Source organism: Streptomyces sp. NPDC006655, assembly GCF_040703965.1.
Lineage (GTDB): Bacteria > Actinomycetota > Actinomycetes > Streptomycetales > Streptomycetaceae > Streptomyces.
Genome location: NZ_JBEYJU010000087.1, coordinates 1 through 24,897, shown reverse-complemented (window position 1 = coordinate 24,897; position 24,897 = coordinate 1). Strand labels below are relative to the sequence as shown.

Here is a 24,897-nt window from a genome sequence, read left to right as displayed (position 1 = left end):
CCTTCCCGTGGACACGATGTGAGGAGCGCGGTCGCCGGTCAGGCGCGCAGCAGTTTCTTGAGGATCTTTCCGGCGGGGTTGCGCGGCACATGGTCGATGAGTTCGATGCGGCGTGGGCGCTTGTACGGGGCGAGCTCCCGGGCCAGATGGCCCATGAGCTCGGCCGGCTGTGTCCCCTCGGTGGCCACGACGTAGGCGAGCGGAACCTCCCCGTAGTCGGCGTCCGGGATGCCGACGACCGCCGCGTCGCGCACCGCCGGGTGGGTGCGCAGCGCGCGCTCGATCTCCGCGGGGTAGACGTTCTGCCCGGCCCGGATGATGAGGTCCTTGCGCCGGTCGACGAGGTGTATGCGGCCGTCGCCGTCGAGGAGGCCGAGGTCGCCGGTGCGGATCCAGCCGTCGACGGTGACCTCCTCCGTGGCGGCCTCGTCGTTCCAGTAGCCGCGCATCAGGCCGGGGCCGCGGACGACGACTTCGCCGATGGCGTCCGGCCCCAGCACGGTGTCATCGGTGTCCAGGACGCGTACCGACATGCCGGGGATCACCCGGCCCGCGGGGATGACCTCGGGCAGTTCGCCCTGCGGGTCGGGGTGTTCGGCCGGGCCGAGGGTGACGTACGGGCCGCCCACCTCAGTCATGCCGTACACCTGGCGGAAGCCGCAGCCGAGCCGCTCGGCCGCCTCGGCGTACAGGTCGACGGGCATCGGTGCGGCGCCGTACAGGACTTCTTGCAGGCTCGACAGGTCGGTGCTCTCCAGCGTTTTGGCCTGGAGCATGAAGCGCAGCATCTGCGGCACCAGCCACACGTGCGTGGCGCGGTGTTCCGCGATCGCGGACAGCGCCTTTTGCGGCGTGAAGCCCGGCATCAGCACCACGGTGGCGCCCGCCGCCATGTAGGTCAGGGAGACCACCATGCTGCCGTGGTACAGCGGGCAGCAGTTCACGACGACCATGTCGGCGGTGGGCGCCGCCGAGGTGAGCCAGCCGAGCGCGATGGCCCGGAACGATGCGTGGTCGACCGTGACGCCCTTGGCCCGGCCGGTGGTGGCCGACGTGTGGAGGATCGCCGCCACCGCGTCGTCCGGCACGTCGGGCAGCGCCGCCGCATCGCAGGTGGCGGCGGGGTCGGCCAGGCCGGTGAACCTCTCGCTCTCGAAGGCGATCCGCAGTGTCACCGGGAGGTCCGGGTGCCGCTCCAGCAGGGCGGCTTCACCGATGACCGCGGTCGCGCCGGTGCGCTCTGCGATACCGCTCACCTCACCCGGCGTCAGACTGTGGTTGAGGGGGACGAACACGGCGCCCAGGCGGGCCAGCGCGAAGTAGGTCTCCAGGACCTCGACCCGGTCGAGGGAGATCACCGCGACGCGGTCGCCGGGCCTGATGCCGAGTCCGGCAAGCCCCTGCGCGATCCGGGCCGTCCGGTCGTCAAGCGCGGCCCAGGTGACCGAGCGGTGGTCGTCCACCAGGGCCGTACGGCCGGGGAAGCACTGCCGGTTGCGTTCGAGCAGTTGGGTCAACCACATCAGGCGCCACCGGCCTGCGCCGCGGTGTGACGCTGGGCGACGAAACGTTCGTAGTCGGCGATGGTGGAGAGGCCGTCCATGTCCTCGGCGGTGACCTCCACCCCGGTGCGTTCCTCGATGAGCAGGACCAGGCGCACCAGGTCACCCGAGTCGATGCCGCTGGCGCTGAGGTCGACGTCGTCTCCGATGCTCTCGGTGAACTCCGGCATACCGGTCAGTTCGACGAGCATCTGCCGTACCGTAGTCATGCGTTGTTGCCTTTCGCTGCTGTGCCACTGAACGTGTTGTCCCAGGCCCCGCTCCCGACCGGGCAGCGGTGCTCGGCGAGCGGTTCGCCCGCGGCCACCGTCCAGGGCAGGAAACGGCTGGGTACGGAGCCCGCGCAGAAGTCGACGAAGTCTTCCCGCGCACGCTTGTGCCGGAGGGCGAGCAGGGCGATGACCGGGTCGAGCGGCTTCCAGACGCCGTCCTCGTCCAGCACTTCCAGCCATGAGTGCTCGGCGTCGAGCACTCCCATGAAGCGCCCGCGCCGGGTGCGGACCGTGAGGCCCTCGGCGAGTGCCTGTCGCTGCACCCGGAGCGCGCACACGGTGCAATCCATGATCCGGATCTCCTCGGCCACGGCACTGTCGGTGCGCAGGCGGGGGTGCATCCACTGGAACCGGTAACGGCCGTCGAGGAGTTCGGCCAAGGTGTCGTCGAAGAGCCTGCGGGCCACCGCCGACTTCAGCGGGGTGTGCCGGCCGGCGGTGGAGACCCGGCCAGTCAGGCGTACCACCGGGCTGTTCTGCACGGTGAGCACGCCGTTCTCCGTCACCGACTCCTGGTCGCAGTCCAGTTCGTCGATGCGCCCGCCGAAGACCTCCGGTGTCGGCAGGACGACCCGCCACTGCCCGCCGGGGCAGCGGGCGTCCCGACAGCTGAGTTTCCACTCGATGTCCCAGCCGCGCGGCGGGGTCCAGGTCTCCGGGGCGGCCGAGGCGTACCGGATCATCATGCGCTGCCCGGCCAGCGGCACGCTGGTGACGGCGCCGGAGTAGAGCGCGATGTTCGCCAGGTCGTAGTAGTCGAACAGGACCGCGTCGCCGGTGCCGGTGTGCGGGATGCCGGCCGCCACGAGGCTGTCGAGCACGACGGCGCGGCAGCCGAGCAGCGCTCGGGCACTGGCGCGGTCCACGGCGAACCGGCGGTACTTCTGCGGCATCGGGATCAGGCCGCGCAGTGCGTCCAGCCATGGCTGCACTACCGCGTCGGCCGCGGCAGGGTCTTGGGTGCCCGCGTCGGTGGCGGTGCCCAACTGTGGAACCACAGGATCGTTGCTCCTTCCTCGTCACTGTCGTCGGCCCGGGAGTCGGGGGTGTGGGGCCAGGCCCGGAATCCTGCGAATGGTCTGGCGGTGATGGCTTCGGGCAGGTCTGTCGGATGCGTCCGTCGGCCGGGTCCGCCGGCGCACTGTCGGTGCACGGCGCTGAACCACCCGGTAGTTGAGAGGTGCCAAGGCGCCCGCACACTCCCCGTGTTCGCAAATTCCTGCGAACTGACTTCACAACGGCCGGTGAACCGGGCGGCCGCGCAGGCCAGTTCGGCCCTGGCGTGATCTAGCCAAAAGAGTGCGAGGGATTGATCCGCGTCGACGCGCACTCCTACTTTCCTGGGCGTACTGCCGTACTCGAGAAGACATAAGAGGAGTGGTCAAGTGTTTACGTGGCTCAATGGCCTCATGGAGAGGAGGCCGGGGCGGCTGCTGCTGGCGGTCGGCGTCCTCATCCTCGTGGGGCTGGGCGTCGGAGGAGGCTCCCTCGTCAAGATGACGATGGGTGTGGACGACTACGACGACTCCTCCTCGGCCGCGGTCAAGGTCCTGGACAAGGTCGAGAAGGCGTCCGGCGCCGATCTCGAACAGGGCTATGTCGTCCTGGTGAGGTCCGACACACCCATCGACCCGCAGTCCGCCGAGCAGCCCGGCGTGGTGCGCCGCGCTGTCGCCGTGCTCAAGAACCGCCCCGAGGTCAAGTCGGTGTGGGACTACGCCTCGGCAAAAAACCCGGCGATGGTCTCGTCCGATGGCAAGAAGACGTATCTCGTCGCCGCGGTCGGCAGTTTCGCTCCCGGTGACGCGGTGAAGAAGGCGGTCACCGAGCTCCAGGACCAGATCGACGCGGACCCGGTGCTGCGCGACAACGTCACCCTGGGCGGCCCGACCGCCTCCAACGTCGAAGGCAGCACCATCTCCAGCGAGGACCTGGGCAAGGCCGAGGCGATCGGCTTCCCCATCCTGCTGGTCCTGCTGCTCTTCATCTTCCGCGGGGTGATTGCCGCGCTGATCCCGCTGGGCGGCGCGATCTGCACCATCGCCTTGGCGCTGGGCACCATGGGCGTGGTGATGACCGCCATGCACCTGTCGATTTTCGCTCTCAACCTGGTCTTCGCCCTGGGCATCGGCCTGTCCATCGACTTCAGCCTGCTGATCATCTCCCGCTTCCGGGAGGAGCTGAGCCGCGGCGCCGACACCCAGGAGGCGGTGCGCACCACCCTGTTCACCGCCGGCCGTACGGTGTTCTTCAGCGGCATGACGGTGGCCGTGGCGCTGGCCTCCCTGCTGGTCTTCCCGCAGCGCTTCCTGTACACCATGGGCATCGCCGGCATCGCCACCGCGCTCGGCGCACTGGTCTTCGCACTCGCGGGCCTGCCCGCTCTGCTGGCCGTGCTGGGGCCGCGTATCAACAAGTGGGCGCCCAAGCGCTGGCAGCGCACCTTTGAGGAGGCGCAGACCGAGGGCCGCTGGTACCGCTTCTCACGCGGCGTCATGAAGCGGCCCGCCACCGTCGCGGTCGCCGCCGGCGTCACCCTGATTCTGCTCGGACTGCCCTTCCTCGGCATCAAGTTCACCGGCATCGACTCCGCCGCCATGCCCGAGGACTCCCACGCGGGCAAGGTCTACGACTCGCTCGACCGGGACTTCCCCGGCTCGCTCCAGTCCCCGGTCAACCTGATCCAGGAGGCACCCGCCAGCGCCGGCCAGAAGCTCACGGAGTACGCCGACAGTCTGGCGAAGATTGACGGTGTCGCCGCGGTCGCCCCGCCCCGCAACCTCGGCCACGGCCTGTGGCAGACCGACGTGTCGCTGAAGCAGGCACCCCTCTCCCTCGACGCCCAGGACACCCTGAAGGCGATCAAGGACACCCCCGCGCCGTTCCCGACGGACGCCACCGGCAACACCGCGCTGTTCCGAGCCATGCAGGACAGCCTCGGCGACCACCTGCCGCTCGCGATCGTCGTGATGGCGCTGGCGACGCTGCTCATCCTCTTCGTCATGACCGGGTCGGTGGTCCTCCCGGCCAAGGCGGTCATCACCAACCTGCTCACCCTCAGCGCCACCTTCGGGATCCTCGTCCTCGTCTTCCAGAACGGCAACCTGGAGGGCCTTCTCGACTTCCGCAGCCAGGGCGCGCTCCAGCCGACGATGCTGGTCATCATGCTCGCGCTGACGCTGGGCGTGTCGACCGACTACACCGTCTTCCTGTTGTCCCGGATCAAGGAGGGCGTGGACAAGGGCATGGCCAACCGCGAGGCCGTCGCGACCGGCCTGCAGAAGGTCGGCCGCATCACGACGCTGGCGGCGGTCCTGTTCTGCATCCCCGTCGGTGCCCTGGCGCTGTCCCGCCTGATCTTCATCAAGCAGCTCGGTTTCGGCACCGCCGTCGCCGTGATCATCGACGCCACCGTGGTGCGCGCCCTGCTCGTACCCTCGCTGATGGCGCTCTTCGGCTCGGCCAACTGGTGGTCCCCCGGCCCGCTGCGCCGCTTCCACGCGCGTTTCCTGGGAAGTCTCCAGGAGTTTGAGACGGAGGGCCCAGCAGGTGGACCGGCTGTCTCCGTCAGTGCCGGACGGGAAGCCGCCCGTGACCGCTGAGCCGGCCACGGCCACCGCGCCGCCGGACGACGAGGCGCGCCGTGAGGGACACTTCGAGGCGCTCCTCGCCGCCGACGAGCGGGTCGAGCCCCGGGACTGGATGCCCGCCGGATACCGGCGGATGCTCATCCGGCAGATCGCCCAGCACGCCCACTCCGAGATCATCGGCATGCAGCCGGAGGGCGCCTGGCTCACCCGGGCCCCTTCGCTGCACCGCAAGGCCAGTCTGCTGGCCAAGGTGCAGGACGAGGCCGGGCACGGGCTCTATCTCTACTCGGCGGCCGAGACGCTCGGCGTCACCCGCGCCGAGCTGCTCGACGCCCTGCACACCGGGCGACAGCGGTACGCGGCAACCTTCAACCACCCGGCCCTGACCTGGGCCGACACCGGCGCGATCGCCTGGCTGACGGACGGTGCCGCCGTCGTCAACCAGGTGCCGCTGTGCCGCACCTCGTACGGGCCGTACGCGCGCGCCATGCAGCGCGTCTGCCAGGAGGAGGCGTTCCACGTCCGGCAGGGCTACGACGTGCTCTGGTCGCTGTGCCGCGGCACCCCCGAGCAGAAGCAGATGGCTCAGGACGCCGTCGACCGCTGGTGGCTGCCCGCGGTGGCGCTGATGTTCGGCCCGCCGGACACCGTGGCCGGCGGCGCTCAGGACTCCCGTGCCGCGGCCATGGGCGCGCAGGTCAGCCGACGTGCGATCGCCTGGGGCATCAAGCGGCACACCAACGACGAACTGCGTCAGCGCTTCGTCGACAACGTCGTGCCGCAGGCCGAGGAATGCGGCCTGACCCTGCCCGACCCGGCGATCCGCTGGAACGAGGAGCGCGGTCACTACGACTTCAGCCCCATCGACTGGCAGCAGTTCCGGGACGAGCTCGCCGACGACTCGCAGTGCGCCAAGCAGCGGCTGGCGCACCGGGTGGCGGCACACGAGAACGGCGCGTGGGTGCGGGAGGCCCTGGAGGCGTACACCGTGCGCCAGGACCGCCGCCGCGAGGCCGCCCGCCACGAACCGGAAGAAGACAGGACCAGGAGGCAGACTTCATGAACCGTGGGGTAGCGAGGTCCCAGGCACCGTGGGAGGTGTTCGTCCGGCCGCGCCGTGGCCTCGCCCACCAGCACGTGGGTTCCGTCCACGGCGCCGACGCCGACATGGCGCTCACCAACGCCCGGGACCTCTACACACGCCGAGGGGACCTGGTGTCCATCTGGGTGGTGCGGGCCGAGGACATCCGCGCCTCCTCACCGGACGAGAAGGACCCGCTGTTCAGCAATGCCGCCGACAAGCCGTACCGGTACCCGGACCACTACGTGGCCCTGAACGGGGCGGGCAGCCATGAGCGTTGACCAGGCGGCACCGGCCACGTCGCTGCGCGCACCGGCCGGACAGCAGGTGGCTGCCTCGGACGTCGCCGCGTACGCGCTGCGCCTGGGGGACGACGCCCTGATCCTCAGTCAGCGGTTGTGCGAGTGGGTGACCAGGGCACCGACCATCGAGGAGGACCTGGCGATAGCCAACATCGCGCTGGACCTGCTCGGGCACGCCCGTACGCTCCTCGGCTACGCGGGCGAGCTCGACGGCACCGGCCGCAGCGAGGACGACTTCGCCTATACCAGGACCGAACGGCAGTTCCGCAACGCCCTGCTGGTGGAGGTCCCGGGCGGCGACTTCGCCACCACCATCGCCCGGCAGCTGGCGTTCGCCCACTACGGCCGGCTGCTCTACACCGCTCTGCAGGAGTCGGCCGACGCCGTGCTGGCCGGGCTCGGCGCCAAGGCGGCCAAGGAAGTGGCCTACCACTGCCTGCACGCCGGACAGTGGGTCGTGCGCCTGGGCGGCGGCACCGAGGAGAGCCACCGCCGGATGCAGGCGGGACTCGACCAGGTCTGGCCGTACACGGCCGAACTGTTCGACAGCGACGAAATGGTGGCACGGCTGGACGCCGACGGCACGGGGGTCGACCCGGCACGGCTGCACACCGAGTGGCAGGAGTCGGTGACCGCCGTCCTCACGGAAGCGGGGCTGAGCCTTCCCACCCCGCGCTGGCGGGCAGTCGGCGGCCGGGAGGGGCTGCATACGGAGGCGTTCGCCCCGCTGGTGGCCGAACTCCAGGCGGTGCACCGCCAGTACCCGGGGGGTACCTGGTGACCACCAGTGCGCGCAGGTCGGTGGAGGGGGTCAGGAAGCAGGTGGAGGCTGTCCCCGACCCGGAACTCCCGGTGATCTCCCTGGGCGACCTGGGAGTGATCCGCGACGTGGCGCTCGCCGACGACCGCGTCCTGGAGGTCACCATCACCCCGACGTACACAGGCTGCCCGGCGATGGAAGCCATCCAGGCCTCGATCCGGGCCGTACTGGCCGAGTGCGGCCATCCGGACGGGCGGGTACGGCAGGTGCTCGCGCCTGCGTGGACCACCGACTGGATCAGCGCCGACGGCCGGCAAAAACTGGCCGACAACGGGATCGCGCCTCCGGGCTCCACAAGCGCGCCCCTGCCGGTCCGGATCGGGATCGGCGTGCCCTGCCCGAACTGCGGCTCCGCGGCCACCCGCCCGCAGAGCCCGTTCGGCGCGACCCGATGCCAGTCGATCCTGGTCTGCACGGCGTGCCACGAGACCTTCGCGCACATGAGAGCGACGTGACGACATGGCATGGAGACTGGCCGTTGAACGACAGTAACGAAGCGGCGTCGACCCCACGCCTTGTGACGGGATTCCACCGGCTGCAGGTCACCGCGGTGGACAAGCTCACCGATAACGCCGTCGCGGTCCTCTTGGACGTGCCGGAGGAACTGACGGATACGTTCACCTTCCGGGCGGGTCAGCATCTCACCGTGCGCCACCTTCTCGGCGGGCCCGACGGGAAGGAGATCCGCCGCTGCTACTCGGTCTGCCCCCCTCCGCCGCCGACCCGGGCCGCCGGCCTGCGCATCGTGGTCAAGCGCCTCGGGGACGGCGGCTTCGGAGAGTACGCCACGACCCGGCTCACGGCGGGCGACAGCCTCGACGTCGGTCCTCCGACGGGTGGCTTCCGACTGGCCGAGCACCCTGGCGCGCATCACGTTCTCGTTGCGGGCGGCAGCGGCATCACCCCGCTGCTGAGCATGGCCACCGCGGCACTGCGCGAGGACCCCACGTGCCGGGTCTCGCTGATCTACGCCAACCAGACCTCGATGTCGGTGCTGCTCGGGGATGAACTGGCCGATCTGAAGGACGCCCACGTGAACCGGTTCTTCGTCCTGCACGTCCTCTCCCGGGAGACGCAAGGGGCCACGCTCCTGTCGGGCCGCGTCGACGGCGAGCGGCTGCCGAAGCTGCTGGACGTCCTCGGCGCCGAGCCCGACGGCAGCAGCCACTTCTACCTGTGCGGGCCTTGGGGCCTGGTCGACTCGGCCCGTGACGCCCTGACGAAGTGGGGAGCCGACGCCTCCCGTATCCGCGTCGAACTCTTCACCGCCGAGGGCGGCCCCGCAACGCGGGCCGCCGAGGGCGCAGGTCCGTCCGCCCAGGCGCGTATCACCGCCCGGCTCGGCGGCCGGGCCACCGTGCTCACCGTGGAGCCCGCGGACAGCATGGTCCTGGACGCCGTGCTGCGCGCCCGGCCCGAGACGCCGTACTCCTGCCGGGACGGCCTGTGCGGCACCTGCCGCGCCAAGGTCGTGAGCGGCAGCGTACGGATGGACCGGCAGTACGCCCTCGGCCGGGAGGAACTCGACCAGGGATACACGCTGGCCTGCCGCGCCCGGGCCGTCTCGGACGAGATCGAACTCGACTTCGACGTCTGAAGCGCCCGTCCGGCCCGATGGTTTGCGGGCCATCGGGGCAGAGGGGCCATCAGGTCAGACGGCCTTCAGGTCAGACGGCCTTCAGGTCAGACGGACGTCAAGTCAGACAGGCCATCAGGTCAGTCCCCTGTTCCCTTCGGGTGCGCCTGGACGGCGTGAAAACATGGGTGCGGCGCCTGCCCGCCGACGTCGGCAGCTCGTTGGGACGTTGAGGCCGTGGGTCAGTCCGGTGCCGGAGCCGCAGAGGGGCCACGCACTGTTGCCATCGAGCACGCCGGTCAGATTTTCGCTTCCCCTACGGCCCCCTGGGCAGGCGTCGGCCCGTACGGATCGATACCAGGGAGGTGCGCCTGGCGGACACCGACGACGCTGGCGTCGAGGAGATCGCGCAGGAGCAATCTCCGCCGCACGGACCGACACCTTCCTCGGCGCCCGCTGCCGCAGGATCGTCCAACGCCGCGGCCGTATGAAAGCCCTGTTCGCCGTCGCCCGCTCCATCCTGGTGTCCGGCTGGCACCCCATGAACGACCTGACCGCCCATTACCGACACCTCGGCCCCGACTTCCACAGCGGCAACCTCGCCCCGGGCCGCAAGAGCCGCGACCTCGTCCGCCAGGTCAAGGCCCTCGGTCACGATGTCACCCACCCCGGCAGCCGCCTGACATCCCACGACCCCACGGCCCCACACGAGCCCCCCCGACCGCCACGGTCGAGGGGCCGGCGCCATCCCCGTCTGACCGCTGGGTTTTCCGGTCAGACGGCCGTCGGGGCGAGGAGCCCATCACGTCGGACGGGCTGTCCCCTGCGGCGAACCCTCCTGCGCGCAGCCTGCGGTCTTGCGGCGCCATGTGGGCCGGCATCGGTCCGGGCCCCGGCGCAGGTCACGCGCCTGTGTCTGTGGGCATACCGCTCAGGCCGCCCGGCAGAGCTCGGCCACCACCTCCATGACCTGGGCGGTCTGCGTGCCGTTGAGCCGCGGGTCGCACGCGGTCTCGTAGCGCAGCGGCAGATCGTCCTCGGCCACGCCGGGAGAGCCGCCGAGGCACTCGGTCACATCGGCGGGGGTGGCCTCCAGGTGGATGCCACCCGGCCAGCCGCGGGCCTCACGGACCGCGGCGAAGAACCCGCGGATCTCCTCAACAACGGTGTCGGTGTGCCGGGTCTTGTGCCCCGTGCCGCTGGTGAACGTGTTGCCGTGCACCGGGTCGCACACCCAGACCACCGGATGCCCGCCCCGCGCCACCGCCGCCACCAGCGGGGGAAGGAGCTCGCGCACCCGCCCCGCGCCCATGCGGGAGATCAGGACGAGACGGCCGGGCCGGTGTCCCGGGTCGAGCCGAGCGCACAGCGTGACCAGTTGCTCCGGGGTGGTGGACGGGTCGACCTTCAGACCGATCGGGTTGGCCACGCCGGACAGGAAGCGCACATGGGCGCCGTCCGGGTCCGCAGTCCGCGCGCCGATCCACGGCAGGTGGGTGGAGGTCAGATACCAGGCCCCGGTGGCGCAGGCGCGGCGGACCAGCGGTTCCTCGTAGTCGAGCACCAGGGCCTCGTGGCTCGTCCACACAGCGGGCACGCTGCCGGCCGGCATGCCCGGCATCGGCATCCCGGAGTCGGCCAGCTCGCGCAGCAGGCCGAGGACGTCGTCGGCGTGGCGGTACCCCCGCAGCAGGCGTGTGGCGTCGGGGACGCGGGCGGCGGGCTCGGGCGCCGGGTCGTTGACCAGGTGTCCGCGGAAGGACGGCAGGACGAGATCGCCGACCTTCTCGGTGGGCGAGGACCGCGGCTTGGCGTACTGACCGGCGATGCGGCCGACGGGGACTGCCGGGCGATGCAGCGCCCGCTCGACAGTACGGGCCGCGGTGTGCAGCAGGTTCACGCGGGCGGTCGTTGCGGCGGTAGTGGGCGTGTCGAACGTTTCGGCACAGTCCCCGAGCTGGATGACGAAGGCCTGCGCATGGGCGGCTCGGGACAGCAGCCGCCGCAGGCCGAGGACCTCGTGCGGCGACACGAGGGGGGCGGAGGCGGCAAGCCGCGCGCGGACCCGGCGTAACAGCTGCGGATCCGGCCAGTCGGGCATCTGTGCGACCGGGTGGTGACGCCAGTCTGCCGGCGTCCAGATCGGCTGACGCCTCGGTGCGAGCCTTGGGGCGGCGTGCATGGCGGAAGTGCCTCCAGCAGGGTTTCCAGGAACGACGGCGGACGGACGGCTCGAGGTCAGGTGATGTCGGGTTCGATGTACGGCGGACAGCAGGCGACCAGGGACGGCCGGTGGCGCGGCCACCGCCGACCAGGCGAGCGCGGTGCCCTTGACCGACCGGTGGTCGGTAGCCGACGTCGTCGAAGGAGAGCCGGCAGTGCTTCGCCGAAGCACTGCCGGTTACGCGCCGGCAACTGAGTCAGCCTCATGCCGTTGCTCCCCCTCTGGCCGGGCAGCCGTGCAGGTTCTCCACGGGAAACAGAGACCGTGGAGGGCTGCTGCACTCCATCCGGGAGCGAAATCTCCCTCATTGTCTTTCTTCGCGGTCCTGCAAGCGGGCCGCTGGTCTGCGAGCCCGGCATGACCGTGCCCTCCTGGCGAACTGATGACCTGGGGTGGCGTCACCGGGCCAAGAGGCGCCGTCGGAGCCGCTGATGAGGGGTCCGGCCACCGGTCCTCGGCAAGCCGCTGCCCAAGAGCGAGCCGAAACTGCGGGCCGTCTTGGACAGGCCGATCAGCTGCCGCAGCAGTTCGCGCCCGCGTCCCCCGCGCCGGAAACCGGCCGCGAGAAAGGAAGCCGGTTCGCAACGGCCAGGGGGACGGTTGGCGAGGAGGCGCACGGTCGCGACCTGCGTTGATTCCCCCAGGTGACCCGGGGCGTACAAATCTTGGGCCGACGCGTCGGGGCGCCGGGTTGCCGAATGCCTCAGCAACGGGACCTTCGGTAGAGCGATCTCTGGGCCCGGTACCACGGGGACAACGAGCTTGCCAAGCAGATCACCGGGCTCGGCCAGTACCAGGTCCGCCCCCACCCGGCCATCCACCGCCCCGGACCGGCAGAGACGGGAAAAGCGCAGAAGACGGCGGGAAGGAGCACCTTCCGCTGACCCGGCTGGCCGTCCCGGCGCCGGCCTGCCTCCGCCCCTGGCGACGACCCGAGCAGAACCGATCACCACATCAAGATCTTATGCTGTAGTACTCGTTCGACAGCCGCGGGTTAAACGACAAGCTCAGGCCAATTCAGCAAACCGTCAACCGAGATCTGGCCACAGCGCGGGTGCCGGTCGACAGCGGCGTCACGCGACTGAAGGCGTGGCGGATCTCCCGCAGGCCCCGGTGCAATTCGAATCGAATGCCGTCAATCGCCGCGCCCCTTACCCTGGAGCGGCAGGTTTGAAACGGCTCGGTTAATATTTACCGTCGTTGTCGAGAGCGATCACATCAAGCCATGACGGCCAGGAAAGGCACTTGAAAGTTTAAATCGAACCTGAAAGCCTGATCGCTGAGGGGACGGGGGAAGGATTTTAAATGCCGGCAAGGTCATTTCTGGCAGATTCTGCGCGCATATTTCCCAATGCTGGAACATGCGCAAAATGTCAACTCATCCGACAGTCGATAGCTCTCTGGCTGAATGGCTGGTCCGATCGCAGTCTGTGTCTTGCTGAAGAATCTGCTGCCAAGACGGCTCCTGACTCTTCATGCGACTGTGACCTGCGTACTGTAATGTGGTTGGCTTTCCTGCTGACAAGGAGAGGAGAATTCAAACGCGTAACGAAACTTCTCTACCATCCAGAGAATCCGAATAGCAGTCTCTTCGGCCCGGTGGTCTCCTCGGCCGGCCTCTCGCTGGCTCGGTCGCACCTGGCTTTCATGGCGGGAGACCTGGACGCGGCAGCGGCCCTGAGTGACCAGGTGCTTGCCCAAGCCGAGGGTGACTCTGAAATCCGAATCGCGAGTCACCTCATCCTGGCATTGATCGCTTTGCGGCGTGCAGAAGTGAATACGGCTTCGTCGCACATGCAGAGGATAACCGACGACGCATTCATGGGGCGTCTCACCCTGCTGGCGGGACAGTGTGCATGGGTGAACGTGCGGATACGCGAAGCCCAAAGGGGGGCCGAGGGTGTCGCACCAGTCATCGAGGAACTCGTTGACTTCGGCACGGTCAGCAGGAACGTACTCCTGTCACAGTCGGCTGCCGCCCCCTGGATCGTGCGGCTGGCGCTGAAATTCGACCAGAAGCCAACGGCGCACAAAGCAGTGAAGCTGGCTCAGAAACTGGCTGAAATGAACCCGCAGCACCATGCGCTGGCCGCATCAGCCCTGCACGCGCAAAGTCTATTCGAGCGAAATTTGGTCGATCTCCGGCTCGCTGCGAAGACGCAGGTCCACCCCTGGGCGCGAGCTTCGACTATAGAAGACATCGGAAAGTTCTTGGCCCGTGAGCGGTCGCAACAGGACCAGGCCATAAGAGTATTGGAGCAGAGCGCTGACGCCTATATCAAGGCGGGGGCCCCGCTCGATGCCTTGCGCATCAAGAAGAGACTGTGGGGTCTCGGTGTCAGGCACCACCAATCCCGTTGGCGCGCAACCCCACCATCGGCGATCGCGAATCTCACGGAAACAGAAGCCAAGGTGGCTAAACTGGTAGCACAAGGAATGACCAACACCCAGACGGCTAAACACCTTTTCATATCGCCACATACTGTGGCCTACCATCTGAAGAAAATATTCTGCAAGCTGCAGATCTCCTCACGCGTGGAATTGGCCAGGGAGTGGACCAACATTGGGGGTTTGCAGGGTGGCCTCCGGACGGGGGACGGCGGAACCGCGTAGGCAACGGACAGGGCTCCCGTGCCGTCGAGAGAGGTGTCTGGCTCTCAACTGTTCAGCTCAGGGTGACGTGCTGATCGTCACCCGTGAGGGTGGCCGACGCTGCACACTCCGGCCGTCCGAGCATGCGGTGGTCGCTCCCGAGAGTTGCCTTCCACGTCCTGCATCACGAACATCCCCGCGTGTAGGGTGACCTGGCGCTGACGCAGCGGACCTCAGCGCGGTGCCGTGCCGGCCAAGGCCACGCTGTAGCGCCGTACGAACTCCTGCTTGGTATCGGGGGTGTCGGCTGGTCCCTGCCCCACTCGATCAGGTCCCGGACCGGCTGCGTCACATCCTCGAAGAGGCTGACGATGATCTCTTGCTTGGTCCTGAAGTTGTCGTAGAACGCCGTCTTGGTGACGTCGAGCCGCTCGGCGATCCTCTGAGGGACGTCTTCCCGTAGTCCTGCTCGGCGAAGGGTTCGAGCGCGACGTCCTGGATGCGCTGGAGGGTGTGCCGCGACGCTGCTGCTTGGTGCCGTCCACGGTGACGCCCGTCCTCGTACTCCTCGCATCGCCGTGGATACTTCAGAAGTGGTGTACGACGACGGCCGTCGAGAGCAGGTCCCGGTGTGCGGCCCAGCGGCCCGCGCTGTGCGTGATGCTGCCGATCAGCCCGTCGGGCCAGCGCGGCGCACAGGGCGTCAGTGCCCAGCGTCCCCACGACCGCGACCGACCCCGGGAGCAACTCCTCGAACGCGTTCTTGGTCCTCCCTCGGAAGGATTTGACGCAGCCTTCCGGGCGGCTGTGCGCGCGAGCCCCATTCTCGGGGGTAGCCCAGCGACACCTCTTCGAAGCGGACGCCTTCGTGGTGGGTGGTCCGCGGAATGTGCAGATGACCGTAGACCATGCATGCGACCCGGAAACGGCGGTGCCAGTCGGCGGTCAGGCGGGTGCCGCACCACATGGCGAACTCCGGGTAGCGCAGGACTCGCGTCGGATGCCGGTCCAGCGGATAGTGGTTCACCAGCACCACGGGGAGATCGCCGGGGATCTCCTCCAGCCGGCGTTGGGTCGCAGCCACCCGGGCCCGGCACCACGCCTCACGGCTGGGATAGGGATCGGGGTGTAGCAGGTACTCGTCGGAGCACACGACCCCGGTGTCGTGCGCGTACGCGAGTCCCTCCTCCTTGGTCGTGCAGCCGTCGGGGAGGAACGAGTAGTCGTAGAGCAGGAAGAGCGGTGCGATGGCTGCCGGTCCGTCCGGGCCGGCCCACACGGGGTAGGGGTCCTCGGGTGTGGTCACACCCATGTCCCGGCACATGGCGACAAGGTGCTCGTACCGTTCCACGCCGCGCAGGGTGATCGTGTCGCTCTGGTGGGTCCACAGCTCGTGGTTGCCGGGTGCCCAGATCACCTTGCGGAAGCGGCCGGCCAGTAGTTCAAGGGTCCAGCGGATGTCGGCGACGGTTTCGGCGACGTCACCGGCGACCAGCAGCCAGTCCTCCTCCGACGTGGGCTGGATCTTCTCCAAAAGGGCGCGGTTCTCGGCGTAGCCGACATGTAGGTCGCTGATGGCGAGCAGGCGTCCACGGCCGTTCGTCGACTCCACCTTCACCCCTTCTGGACAGTCGAATGGCGCCACGAAACACGTTGACCCACCGCAGGACACGCGACCCTGATCTGTACCTGACAGATCACTTCCCGCGGAATGCGCTGCCCGAGCCAGCCGTGGTCCAGGGGCCCATCAGCACAGCGGCCGGCCCAGACCAAGCTCGGTGCTGGGGAAGGCCTGTTGAGCTACGCATGATGCCAAACCTACATGCCATCTTCATGGGTCTCATGCCTTCGGTCAGGAGCTACCAGACCAGGGGATGCCTCGCGAAGACCGCACTGTCTAGAGTCATGCAGGTCAGCTCTCGGTTTCGCGGACCAACTGCGGTCTTGACGAACTGCCCAGCAAATTTCAGGGGTCTTTGTGTCTTCTCTTCTTCACATCGATGCGAGCATCCGCCATGAGGGTTCCACGTCGCGTCAGCTGACCTCGTATTTCGCGACTCAGTGGCGGCAAAACCACCCTGACGCCGGCTACGTCCACCGCGACCTGGCCGCCCAGCCCATCCCCCATCTCACCCATCCCGTACGCGAGTACGTCCTGGACCCCAGCCGCGATCACGGCCAGACGGACGAGGAGAAGGCGCTCGTCGACACGGTGGTGTCCGAGGTGCACGACGCCGACACGATCGTGCTCGGCGTACCGATGTACAACTACACGATCCCGTCAAGCGTCAAAGCCTGGATCGACCTGCTGGTCAGCCCGGCCCACGCGATTCTCCCGGGGGCCGATTCCGGTCCGCTCAGCGGCAAGGCGGTCATCGTGGTGACCGCGCGCGGCGGCTCCTACGCTCCGGGGACCCCGCGCGAGGGCCAGGACTACCAGGAGCCGTACATGCGGCACATCCTGAAGGCGATCGGTCTCGCGGACAACCTCACTTTCGTGCATGCCGAGTTGACCCTGGCCGCGAGCGTGCCGGCCATGGCGGAGCTCAAGCCGCTGGGGGAGAAGTCCCTGGCAACTGCCCAGGAGACGCTCAAGAAGCTCGCGGCCTGATGCCTGCATGCCCGCAGATCTCTTAGGAGTCCACACCTGCTTGCCGCAACCCGCTGGAGACCGCGGGCGGGCGGAAGTGCATCGCCGGCCGACCGAGGACACAGGTCTTCCGGGGCGGCCGCTTCTTCCTCGCCGACCGTGCAGCGGAGGTCCCGCCCCGGTGGCCTGGCGGCCGGCGCCCTGCTGCATCCGACCGGCGCAGGCCGATGACGCAACCACAAGAAGTGGTGCGCCGGGAGGACACCGCGATGTCCGAGGGCATGGACTCGAAGGCGAAGGATCTCCGTAGGTCCCTGCGGGTGCAGGAGGAGGGTGCAGGAGGTCGCGACACCGCAGCCGAGTCCGGGCGGGCCTTTGATCGCCGTGATGGCGAGCGCGATCGACTGCAACACCGTGTGGCCCTCGATCTTCGAGCCCGTGCCGACCTTCGGCTTCCTCGAGCGCTACGGATGCCTCAGTGAGCAGCCGGGCGCCACGACCTGCCGCACCACGTACTGGGCTCGGACCTGGCGGGTGGTGCTGCGCACCGGCCCTGGCGTGCACCGGTGGCACCCCCCGGGGACCGGGTCGCCGGCGCACTGCCTCTCCGTCGAGCTGGAGAGCTCCGACGGGCACGACGACACCATGCTCCATCCAGAGCAGCGCATCGGGGGCCTCGAGGCCAACCTCGGCGGCCTCGCTGAGCTGGCAACGGCGCGCAGCTGAAGCAGGGCGACAAAGTACTGATCTGGGGCGCGAGCGAGCGGCGGACTCGGCTCATACGCCCCCAGCTGGCGCCCGCCGGGGGAGCGAACCCGATGTGTGTGGTCTCCTCGCCGCAGAAGGCAGCCCGCCGCTCCGTGGAAGCCGAAGCGGTCATCGATCGCAGCGCCGAGGACTACCCGGTTCTGGAAGGACGAGCACCCAGGTGAGTTGCAGCACGGGTCACCACCACGCTCTCACACCTTCGACCGGGACCTACCAGAGCAGGGGATGCCCCGCGAAGGCCGTCCTGTCTAGTGTCATGCAGGTCAGTCCTCGACCTTCGCGGACCATCGGGAGTCTTTCGGCCCCGCGCAGGCTGCGTCAGCCGGTCCAAGACATCGCAAGCTCGGAAGCCGACCATCACACGGTCGAGCTGACTCACCCCTACAGACACACGTGCTTGCCGAACAGCATTTGGCCATCCCCGATAGCCGGCTAGGAGTTCGAGTCAAGGTGCTTCCCGACCTGATCACCCCGCTACCGGTCATCCTCAGTGAGAACGCGGGCCGGTTCCCGGACAAGACAGCTTTCGAGGACGACCGGTACGCGGTCACCTACAGGGAACTCGACGCACGGACGAGGAGACTGGCCGGTCACCTGGTCGACCTCGGTGTCCGGCGCGGCGACCGGGTGGCTCTGTGTCTCGGCAACTCGGTGGCGATGGTGGAGAGCTACCTCGCCGTGGTACGGGCCGGCGGCATCGGCGTACCGATCAACCCACAGGCCGCCCCGGCGGAAATCAAATACCTCCTGGCCGACAGCGCAGCGGCGTTCGCCCTCACCGGCACTGCACACGCAGAAACTTTCCTTCAGTCAATTCCCCGCGCAGCCCGCGGGGTTTCCGTCGTCGTGGCCGGCGCCCCCGGCGCCCCCGGCGCCCGTGCCGGGCACATGCTGCCCCCGGGCACCGTGGCGTTCGAGGAACTCGCCGCCACCGAGCCCGTCAACGATGCTCCGGACGACCTCGGCCTCGACGAGGTGGCCTGGATGTTCTACACCTCGGGTACCACCGGCCGCCCCAAGGGCGTCCTTTCCACCCAGCGCAACTGCCTCTACTCCGTTGCCTCCTGCTACATTCCCGTGCCCGGACTCTCCGAGCATGACCGCGTGCTGTGGCCACTGCCTCTCTTCCACAGCCTGTCTCACATTGCCTGCGTCCTGTCCGTCACTGTCTCCGGCGCCACCGCCCGGATCATGGACGGCAGTTCGGCCGACGACATTCTGACTGCCCTGCGCGAGGACCGGTCCACCTTCCTGGCCGGCGTTCCCACCACCTACCACCACCTGGTCGGCAGCGCCCGCCGCACCGGCCTCTCGCTGCCCGATCTCAGGGTCGGCCTCGTCGGCGGTGCCGTCACCGGCCCTGGACTGCGCCGCTCCTTCGAGGAGACCTTCGGCATCCCCCTCGTCGACGCCTACGGCAGCACCGAAACCTGCGGGGCCATCACCATCAACCCGCCCGACGGCCACGTGGTCGAGGGCTCCTGTGGCCTTCCCGTGCCCGGTGTCGGAGTCCGGATCGTCGACCCCCGCACCGGGCAGGACGTGCCCGCCGGGCACGAGGGCGAGGTCTGGGTCAGCGGGCCGAACGTCATGGTGGGCTACCACAACAACCCACAGGCCACCGCCGAGGCCCTACAGAACGGCTGGTTCCACACCGGCGACCTGGCCCGGCGCGACGAAGCCGGCTACTTCACCATCTGCGGCCGTCTCAAGGATGTCATCATCCGCGGCGGTGAGAACATCCACCCCGACGAGATCGAGGCCACCTTGCGCGTGGCCGAGGGCGTGGCCGACGTCGCAGTCGCCGGCATGCCTCACGACACCCTCGGCGAGGTCCCCGTCGCCTGGGTGGTCCCTGGTCCGGCCGGCGTCGACCTCGCCCGGCTGATCGACCACTGCCGCACCCAACTCTCGCAGTACAAGATCCCCGAGCGCATATACGAGGCCCGGACCATCCCCAGGACCGCCTCGGGGAAGGTCGTCCGGCGCCTTCTCGCTGACTTGCCGGCCCGGCTGCGATACGCCGCCGACGGTCACCACGAGGGACTCATGCTGAGGGACTGGAGCAGGGTGGCAGTCTCCCCTGACGCGCCGGAAGAGCTGCGCTGGGCAGTGGTGGGTCGGACCGCCGTCACCGACCGCCTGGTCGCCGCTCTTCGGAAGGCCGGCGTCGCCGACGTACGGCAGTACGCTGACCTTTCAACGTCACGCACCACCCCTGACACGGTCACCGACGTGGCGATCCTCACAGAGGCAGACGCGGACACGTTGACGCGGACCTGCGCTGGAGGAGGCAAGGAGACCGGGTCCCGGCTCGTCGTCCTTACCCGGGGCGCGATGGGCGTCACCGACGGGGACGCGACGCCAGACGGCTCCGAAGTTGCCCTCTGGGCAGCCGCACGGGCCGCACAGGCCGACGGGGGTGACGGCGCGGCGCCGCTGACAATCGTCGACGTCGAAGCCTGCACGCCGGAGTCCGAGTACGCCGCGGCGCTGATCGGTGCCGTCTCCTCGGGCCTGCCCCAGCTCGCCGTACGGGACGGGGAACTGATGCGGCCCAGGCTCGTGCGCCTCCCCGTCGCCGACAGGCCGGATCTTGCCACGCCGGGGATGGACGGCGTCGTGGTCGTCACGGGTGCCGACACGGAGACTGGCTTGGTCCTCGCCCGCCACCTGGTCACCGAGTACGGAACACGACACCTCGTGCTCGTCCAGACAACGAATACCTACGACAAGTGGAGCCAGGACGAGCCACTGCCGGAGGGGGCGGACATCGTCCGCGTCGTGGCCGACGGCTCGGATTCGCTGGAGTTGTATGAGGCGCTGACCAGGACCGGTCCAGTGACCGCAGTCGTCCACACCGCTGATGATCCCGAACTCGCCCGAACGCTGCATGAGTTCACCGCCGACGACGATCTCACCGCGTTCGTCGTGGTGACCGACGCTGCCGCACTGCTGGGCGCGCAGTCCGACGGCCTCGCCTCGACGGTGGTCACCACCGCCCTCACCGAAGCCGTGGTCCGCAACCGCCGACTGCACGGATTGCCCGGCTCGCTGCTGGCCCTCGGCCGGCCGGACGAGGGCCCCGCCGCCTTCGACGCGCTGATCGAGACCGGATCCCCTGCCCTGCTGGCGCTTTGGCCGAGCACCATCCACCCCGGCGACCGAGTGCAGACGCTACTCGACACTCTGACGGAACAGGAGCCCCGCGCCACCGCCCAGGCCGACGAGACGATCACCGCCGCCCTACGCGCGCGCCTGGCCGATCTGGACGAGCGGGCCCAGCTCGCCCTGCTCGGCGAGATGATCCGCAAGGAGACCGCCGCCGTCCACACCCACACGAGCACCGAACCAACCCCGGTGGACCGGTCCTTCCGCGACCTCGGCCTCGGCTCCCTCGCCGTCGTCGAGCTGCGCAACCGGCTGACCGAACGGACCGGGCTGCGTCTGCCCACGACCGTGACCTTCGACCACCCGACTCCCGAGGCCCTTGCCGCACACCTGCGGGCCAGGGTCCTGGGTCTGCACGACACGGCCGGGGAGGCGACGGCTGACAAGGACCGGACCGGGGCCGCCGACCCCGCGGAGCCGATTGCAATCGTGGGTATGGCGTGCCGCCTTCCAGGCGGTGTGGCGAGCCCCCAGGACCTGTGGCGGCTGGTCAGCGAGGGCCGGGACGGTGTGTCCGGCTTCCCGGAGGACCGAGGCTGGGATCTGGACGGCCTGTTCGATGCTGACCCGGAGAAGACCGGCACGTCGTATGTCGATCAGGGCGGCTTCCTGCACGAGGCGGGCCTGTTCGACGCCGGGTTCTTCGGGATCTCACCGCGTGAGGCACTTGCCATGGATCCGCAGCAACGGCTGCTGCTGGAGACCTCGTGGGAGGCGCTGGAGCGGGCCGGGATCGACCCATGGACGCTGAAAGGTCGTGACGTCGGGGTCTTTTCAGGCCTGATGGGACAAGGGTACGGGCTGTCGGGTGCGGCTCCGGCGGAACTCGAGGGCTTCGGCGAGACGGGCACGGCGTCGAGCGTGGCATCCGGGCGCGTGTCGTATGTGTTCGGTTTCGAGGGCCCCGCGATCACCGTGGACACGGCCTGCTCATCCTCCCTCGTGGCCATGCATCTGGCGGTCCAGTCGCTGCGCCAGGGTGAGTGCTCCATGGCGCTGGCAGGCGGCGCGACGGTGATGGCGGACCCCTCCACGTTCGTGGAGTTCTCGCGGCAACGTGCACTGTCCTCGGACGGCCGGTGCAAGTCGTACGCGGATGCCGCTGACGGCACCGGGTGGGCCGAGGGTGTCGGGGTGGTGGTTCTGGAACGGTTGTCGGAGGCGCGGCGGCACGGGCATCGGGTGCTCGCGGTGATCCGCGGCAGCGCGGTCAATCAGGACGGCGCGTCGAATGGTCTGACGGCGCCGAATGGTCTTTCGCAGCAGCGGGTGATCCGTAAGGCGTTGGCGTCGGCTGGTCTCTCGACGGCCGAGGTCGACGTAGTGGAAGGGCACGGCACGGGCACGGTGCTCGGCGATCCCATCGAGGCGCAGGCCCTGCTGGCGACGTACGGTCGTAACCGGCAACCCGGGCGCCCGTTGTGGCTGGGTTCCCTGAAGTCGAACATCGGTCACACGCAGGCGGCGGCGGGGGTGGCTGGTGTGATCAAGATGGTGGAGGCGATGCGCCACGGCGTGATGCCGGCGACGCTGCATTTCAATGCTCCATCGTCGCAGGTGGACTGGTCGGCGGGCGCCGTCCACGTGCTGACCGAGCCCCGGGAGTGGCCCGACACCGGTCGGCCCCGCCGTGCTGGTGTGTCGTCCTTCGGTCTCAGCGGCACGAACGCGCACCTGATCCTGGAGCAGGCACCGGAGACGGAGCCCGTCAAGTCTGAGCTGACGGTGGACGTCGTCGATGGAGTGGTGCCGTTGGTGGTGTCCGCGGCCTCGGGGGTATCCCTGGCAGGCCAGGCGGGGCGGTTGGCGTCGTTTGTGGGGTCGAGTGAGGTGTCGTTGCCGGATGTGGCTGCGGCGTTGGTTGGTCAGCGGGCGGTGTTGTCCGAGCGTGCGGTGGTGGTGGTCGGCTCGCGGGGTGAGGCTGTGGCGGGTCTGGAGGCGCTGGCGCGGGGTGAGTCTCGTCCTGGTGTGGTCGCTGGTGGATTGTCGTCGGCCGTGGGTGCGGGGCGGACGGTTCTGGTGTTCCCGGGGCAGGGTTCGCAGTGGGTGGGGATGGGGCGTGAACTCCTTGACTCTTCGCCGGTGTTCGCGGAGCGGGTCGCTGAGTGTGCGGCGGCGTTGGAGCGGTGGGTCGACTGGTCGTTGGTGGATGTGCTGCGGGGGGATGCTCCGGCTGGGCTGTTGGAGCGGGTGGATGTGGTGCAGCCTGCGAGTTTTGCGGTGATGGTGGGTCTGGCTGCGGTGTGGGCGTCGGTGGGTGTGGTGCCGGATGCGGTGGTCGGGCATTCGCAGGGTGAGATCGCGGCCGCGTGTGTGGCGGGCGCGCTGTCTCTGGAGGACGCCGCTCGCATCGTGGCGGTACGCAGTCAGGTCATCGCCGCAAGTCTGGCGGGCCGTGGCGGTATGGCGTCGGTGGCGCTGTCCGAGGCTGAGGTGGCCGGGCGTATCGAGCGGTGGTCGGGCCGTGTCGAGGTGGCGGCGGTCAACAGTCCCACGTCCGTGGTGATCGCTGGTGACGCCGGAGCCCTCGACGAAGCGCTGGAGGTTCTTGCCGCGGAGGGCGTCCGCGTGCGTCGGGTGGCGGTGGATTACGCCTCCCACACCCGGCATGTGGAGGCGATCGAGGAGACCTTGGGTGAGGCGTTCGCCGACATCCGGGCCCAAGCCCCGTTGATTCCTTTCTACTCGACGGTGACGGGGGAGTGGGTGCGGGAGGCGGGTGTCCTGGGGGGCGGGTACTGGTACCGGAACCTGCGGAGCCAGGTCCGTTTCGGTCCCGCGATCGCCGATCTTCTGGCCGGTGGTCACACCGTCTTCGTGGAGTCGAGCGCTCACCCGGTTCTGGTGCAGCCGGTCAGTGAGATCGTCGACCAGGCCGGCACGGAGGCGGTGGTCGGTGGTTCGCTGCGCCGTGAGGAGGGCGGCCTGGGCCGGTTGCTGGTCTCGATGGCCGAGCTGTTCGTCCGGGGCGTCCCCGTCGACTGGGCGGGTGTCCTCCCGGCCAGTGCTGCCGCCACCCAGGTCGAGCTTCCGACGTATGCCTTCGATCGTCAGCATTACTGGCTGCGTTCCGCTCCTGTGGTTGATGCGGTCGCGTTGGGTCAGGCGGGTGTTGATCATCCGTTGATCGGGGCGATCGTCGGCCGGCCGGATTCCGGTGGTTTCATGACCACTTCGCGGTGGTCGGTTGACGCGCACCCCTGGCTGGGTGGTCACACGGTGGGTGAAGTCGTCGTCGTGCCGAGCGCGGTGCTGGTCGAGCTGGCCATCCGGTTCGGTGACGAGGTGGGCTGTGCGGTGGTCGAGGAGTTGACCGTGGACCGGCCCGTGCTGTTGCCGCTGCGCGGCGGCCAGGTCGTGCAGATGACCGTCGGGGAGGCCGATGAGCGGGGGCGGCGGCCGGTGGAGGTGTACTCGCGTCGGGACAACGCCGGCTGGGAGGCGGTGTGGACACGCCACGCGCACGGCACGTTGGTGCCCGGCCCGGTGGCCCCGTCCCCTTCTGGTGGCGCGTGGCCGAAGGACGCTCCTGGAGTTGATGTGGCCCTGGATGAGGCGGTCGGTGATGCCGACCGCTACGGCCTGCATCCGGCGCTGCTCGACGCGGCGGTCTGCACGGCCCTGCCCGAAGGCATGATCGCGACGCGGTGGAGCGGGGTGTCCTTGCTGGCTTCCGGCGCGGCAGCGGTACGGGTACGCGCAGCCCGTGGTGCCACGGGGGTGACCCGCTTTGAGCTGGTGGACGCCACCGCAGTGCCGGTGCTGACCGCTGATGCCGTGGTCGCCGAGCCGTTTTCGCCCGAAGAGGCAGAGATCGCGGACGTGTCGGCCGCCGGCGGCCTGTTCCTGGTCGATTGGGTCGAGCTTCCCGTTTCCCCGGGTGAGGTGAGTGAGGACGCCGGTCATACGGCGGTCGTCGTCGATGCCGAAGACGTTGCTGTCCTTGCGGTGGACGGTCCAGGGGCAGCGGGCCTTGTGGTGTATGAGGCCGGGCATGCGCCCGCCGGTCCGCGTGAGGCCGTGGCCGCCGCGTTGGCCGTTGTCCAGGCATGGCTGGCGGCGCCGGCCCTGGCGCACACCCGCCTCGTTGTGGTCGTTGCTGACGCGGAGGACGATCTCACCGCAGCCGCCGTGTCGGGCCTGCTGCGTTCGGCACAGTCGGAGCACCCCGACCGTATCGTTCTTGTCGAGAGCGACCACGCCGAGCACTGGGGCAGCGCGGAGACCTCCCCGTACTCGACGATGGTGAAGGCTGTGCGGCTCGCGGTGGCCGCAGGCGAGCCCCGAGTCCGTGTGCGCGGTGGCGTGGCCTTCGTCCCCCGGCTGAAGCGGGCCCCGCTTGCCGAAGG

At 69.1% G+C, this 24,897-nt stretch carries 14 protein-coding genes and 3 pseudogenes; 11 read left to right on the top strand and 6 right to left on the bottom strand.

All coding sequences use genetic code 11. The features are described from left to right. Positions 1 to 38: 38 nt before the first annotated feature. The 3 genes from AB0958_RS34790 to AB0958_RS34780 are packed head-to-tail and all read right to left on the bottom strand — an operon-like array spanning position 39 to position 2,832. Entirely contained in the window at positions 39 to 1,523 is a 1,485-nt protein-coding gene (locus AB0958_RS34790) for an AMP-binding protein (protein WP_366894462.1), read from the bottom strand. Then, positions 1,523 to 1,771 carry an acyl carrier protein gene (locus tag AB0958_RS34785; protein WP_366894461.1) on the bottom strand — a complete coding sequence of 83 codons (249 nt, stop codon included), beginning with the start codon at positions 1,769 to 1,771 and terminating at the stop codon, positions 1,523 to 1,525. Before AB0958_RS34785 ends, AB0958_RS34790 begins: the two co-directional genes overlap by 1 nt. Continuing rightward, entirely contained in the window at positions 1,768 to 2,832 is a 1,065-nt protein-coding gene (locus AB0958_RS34780) for a hypothetical protein (RefSeq protein ID WP_366894460.1), read from the bottom strand. The genes AB0958_RS34785 and AB0958_RS34780 overlap by 4 nt, the downstream gene beginning before the upstream one ends. A gap of 411 nt (positions 2,833 to 3,243) precedes the next feature. On the opposite strand from AB0958_RS34780, the gene AB0958_RS34775 reads away from it, so the two are divergent. From AB0958_RS34775 to AB0958_RS34750, 6 genes are read left to right on the top strand one after another with little or no spacing between them, the layout of a single operon-like run. Continuing rightward, positions 3,244 to 5,436: an MMPL family transporter gene (locus tag AB0958_RS34775; protein ID WP_366894459.1), complete on the top strand. Its 2,193-nt coding sequence runs from the start codon at positions 3,244 to 3,246 to the stop codon at positions 5,434 to 5,436. After that, a complete protein-coding gene (gene paaA, locus AB0958_RS34770) occupies positions 5,426 to 6,487 on the top strand; it encodes a 1,2-phenylacetyl-CoA epoxidase subunit PaaA (RefSeq protein ID WP_366894458.1) in 1,062 nt (353 codons plus the stop codon). The genes AB0958_RS34775 and paaA overlap by 11 nt, the downstream gene beginning before the upstream one ends. Then, positions 6,484 to 6,786 (top strand): 1,2-phenylacetyl-CoA epoxidase subunit PaaB, encoded by a 303-nt coding sequence (gene paaB / locus AB0958_RS34765; RefSeq protein WP_366894457.1) that lies wholly within the window; start codon positions 6,484 to 6,486, stop codon positions 6,784 to 6,786. The genes paaA and paaB overlap by 4 nt, the downstream gene beginning before the upstream one ends. Beyond that, on the top strand, positions 6,776 to 7,588 hold the full coding sequence (gene paaC / locus AB0958_RS34760; protein WP_366894456.1) for a 1,2-phenylacetyl-CoA epoxidase subunit PaaC: 813 nt from the start codon (positions 6,776 to 6,778) through the stop codon (positions 7,586 to 7,588). The genes paaB and paaC overlap by 11 nt, the downstream gene beginning before the upstream one ends. Next, positions 7,582 to 8,082 (top strand): 1,2-phenylacetyl-CoA epoxidase subunit PaaD, encoded by a 501-nt coding sequence (gene paaD, locus AB0958_RS34755; RefSeq protein ID WP_366894473.1) that lies wholly within the window; start codon positions 7,582 to 7,584, stop codon positions 8,080 to 8,082. Before paaC ends, paaD begins: the two co-directional genes overlap by 7 nt. 23 nt (positions 8,083 to 8,105) lie before the next feature. Next, a complete protein-coding gene (locus AB0958_RS34750) occupies positions 8,106 to 9,224 on the top strand; it encodes a 2Fe-2S iron-sulfur cluster-binding protein (RefSeq protein ID WP_366894455.1) in 1,119 nt (372 codons plus the stop codon). 910 nt (positions 9,225 to 10,134) lie between these two features. Here the strand turns inward: AB0958_RS34750 and AB0958_RS34745 are convergent. Continuing rightward, complete coding sequence (locus AB0958_RS34745) at positions 10,135 to 11,385, bottom strand: 3-deoxy-7-phosphoheptulonate synthase (RefSeq protein WP_366894454.1); 1,251 nt, start codon at positions 11,383 to 11,385, stop codon at positions 10,135 to 10,137. A gap of 1,048 nt (positions 11,386 to 12,433) precedes the next feature. Here AB0958_RS34745 and AB0958_RS34740 point away from each other — a divergent pair. Then, positions 12,434 to 12,601: pseudogene (locus tag AB0958_RS34740) on the top strand (IS5/IS1182 family transposase); the annotation flags it as partial. Positions 12,602 to 12,933: 332 nt separating this feature from the next. After that, entirely contained in the window at positions 12,934 to 14,040 is a 1,107-nt protein-coding gene (locus AB0958_RS34735) for a LuxR C-terminal-related transcriptional regulator (RefSeq protein ID WP_366894453.1), read from the top strand. Positions 14,041 to 14,117: 77 nt separating this feature from the next. On the opposite strand, the pseudogene AB0958_RS34730 reads toward AB0958_RS34735, so the two are convergent. After that, a pseudogene (locus AB0958_RS34730) lies at positions 14,118 to 14,564 on the bottom strand (TetR/AcrR family transcriptional regulator). A gap of 158 nt (positions 14,565 to 14,722) precedes the next feature. Further along, complete coding sequence (locus AB0958_RS34725; RefSeq protein ID WP_366894452.1) at positions 14,723 to 15,631, bottom strand: metallophosphoesterase; 909 nt, start codon at positions 15,629 to 15,631, stop codon at positions 14,723 to 14,725. A 366-nt stretch (positions 15,632 to 15,997) separates the two neighbouring features. Here AB0958_RS34725 and AB0958_RS34720 point away from each other — a divergent pair, with 366 nt between their 5' ends. The 3 genes and pseudogenes from AB0958_RS34720 to AB0958_RS34710 form a co-directional block, all read left to right on the top strand. Then, positions 15,998 to 16,630 (top strand): NAD(P)H-dependent oxidoreductase, encoded by a 633-nt coding sequence (locus AB0958_RS34720; RefSeq protein WP_366894451.1) that lies wholly within the window; start codon positions 15,998 to 16,000, stop codon positions 16,628 to 16,630. Between the two features lie 227 nt (positions 16,631 to 16,857). Further along, positions 16,858 to 17,530, top strand: a pseudogene (locus tag AB0958_RS34715) (crotonyl-CoA carboxylase/reductase); the annotation flags it as partial. A gap of 297 nt (positions 17,531 to 17,827) precedes the next feature. Continuing rightward, the coding region (locus AB0958_RS34710; RefSeq protein ID WP_366894450.1) for a beta-ketoacyl synthase N-terminal-like domain-containing protein at positions 17,828 to 24,897 on the top strand (7,070 nt) is incomplete at its 3' end.